Origin of the sequence: Streptomyces sp. 150FB (genome assembly GCF_000818195.1) — a bacterium.
In the GTDB taxonomy this organism is placed as follows: Bacteria; Actinomycetota; Actinomycetes; order Streptomycetales; family Streptomycetaceae; genus Streptomyces.
Genome location: NZ_JTHL01000001.1, coordinates 1,371,589 through 1,373,239, shown reverse-complemented (window position 1 = coordinate 1,373,239; position 1,651 = coordinate 1,371,589). Strand labels below are relative to the sequence as shown.

Below are 1,651 nucleotides of genomic sequence, written 5' to 3'. Positions count from 1 at the left end.
GCAGCAGCGCCCCGGGCCCGGTGGCGCCGAGCGGGGTGTCCGCCGTGCCCGAGAGCACGAGGGCGTCCAGCGCGGCGGCGCCGACCGTCGCCCCGGCGGCCGCGCCGGTGATGACCCGTACGACCCCCGGCTTGGTCCACAGCGCAGCGACCGTGTCGAGGGCGCCGGTCGCCAGCAGCGTCGTCAGGATGGTCAGTTCCGAAGCGTCGGCAGCCAGCGCCCAGAGCAGCAAGGGGAGTTGGGCGGTCAGTACGCCTGCGGGCAGCGGCAGGCGCAGCCGGCCGAGGGCCGATCCGTACGCCGTCCACCCGGCGGCCAGCACGGCGGCGGCGCCGGCCGAGTAGCCGACGGCGTCCGTCCCCTCCCACGCGACGCGGTACAGCGCGTAGGTGTCGAGCACCGTCAGCATCAGTCCGAGCGCGGCCACGGCTTCGGCGGTGGCGGTGAGGCCCCGGCGCAGAAGCAGCGCGGGCAGCGCGAGCGCCGCTCCTGTCACCACCATCAGCACCGCCGAGCGGCCACCGATCCCCAGGTGGCCCCAGCTCACGAGCGTGAAGGCGACAGCGGCGATCGTCAGCAACACGCCGCCGAGGGTGAGCAGTACGTTCTGCGCGCTCGGCGGGGCTGAGGTGGGGGCCGGGGCCAGGGCGGATGCCGGGGGCGAAGCGGGGGAGGGGCCCGGTCGCACGGGCGTGGGTGCGTGCGGGGCGCCTGGCCGCGACACCTGCGCCGTGTCCGCCGCCATCCGGGCGAGCAGGTCGACCAGATACGCCCGGCGCTGCGTCAAGCGGCCCCTGTGCGCGTCGAGTCGGGCCAACTCCTTGTCGAGGAGCGCCAGTTCCTGAGCGGGGTGCGGAGCGTTCACCATGGAACGGAGTGTGCCGGGCGCCGCACGGCCTGTCATCGGCTCGCGTACTCAGACGGCGGACTGAGTACGTCGGCCCAGGCGTCGTCCCAGGCTTCGGCCCGCCGGACTCGGCTGCCGGCAGTGGTCATTCGGTTTGAACGAAGTCGTCCGGGACCTGTATGGTTCAGTCCGTTCCCGGGCGATTAGCTCAGTGGGAGAGCGCTTCGTTCACACCGAAGAGGTCACTGGTTCGAACCCAGTATCGCCCACCGGGAAAGGCCGGTCCGTCGTAGACGGACCGGCCTTCGCGTTTCTGCGAATACGTGCCAGGACGCCGTACAGCTCAGGCGGCGGCGGGCAGTTCGGGGCGCAGGGGCCACACCGGGGCCGTCTCCCGCCGCGTACCGGACAGCGAGAACCACGGCTGCCCGCCCCGTGTCTGCGCCGCGTGCCACACGGCCTGCGCCGTGTGCAGCTCCGCTGCGGTCAGCCGCTCCATCCGGAGCGCGAAGCGGCGCCCCACCGCCCGTACGACCTCCAGCGCCGCCGCGGCTCCCGCCTCCGCGTCATGGACCTCCTCCAGCACCACCCCGTACCGCGCGCACAGATCCTCGAACGTCCGGCCGCCCTTGCGGTGCCCGTCGAGTTGGCGGTCGAGGACGCCCGGGTCCAGCACGCACAGGGAGGTCTCCTCCAGATAGCGGGCGAAGGACGACGCGCGGTGGCGCCGCAGCTCCCGGTCGAGCAGCGTCAGGTCGAACGGCGCGTCCATGACGACCAGCGGCCGGCCCGCCGCGCACTGCC

Annotated in this window: 1 tRNA gene and 2 pseudogenes; 1 reads left to right on the top strand and 2 read right to left on the bottom strand. The window is 73.7% G+C overall.

The annotated features are described in order from the left end of the window. Positions 1-868 (bottom strand): annotated as a pseudogene (locus QR77_RS48290) (hypothetical protein); the annotation flags it as partial. A 176-nt stretch (positions 869-1,044) separates the two neighbouring features. On the opposite strand from QR77_RS48290, the gene QR77_RS05435 reads away from it, so the two are divergent. Continuing rightward, positions 1,045-1,116, top strand: a tRNA-Val gene (locus tag QR77_RS05435). A gap of 74 nt (positions 1,117-1,190) precedes the next feature. Here QR77_RS05435 and QR77_RS05430 read toward each other — a convergent pair. Then, positions 1,191-1,651, bottom strand: a pseudogene (locus QR77_RS05430) (3'-5' exonuclease); the annotation flags it as partial.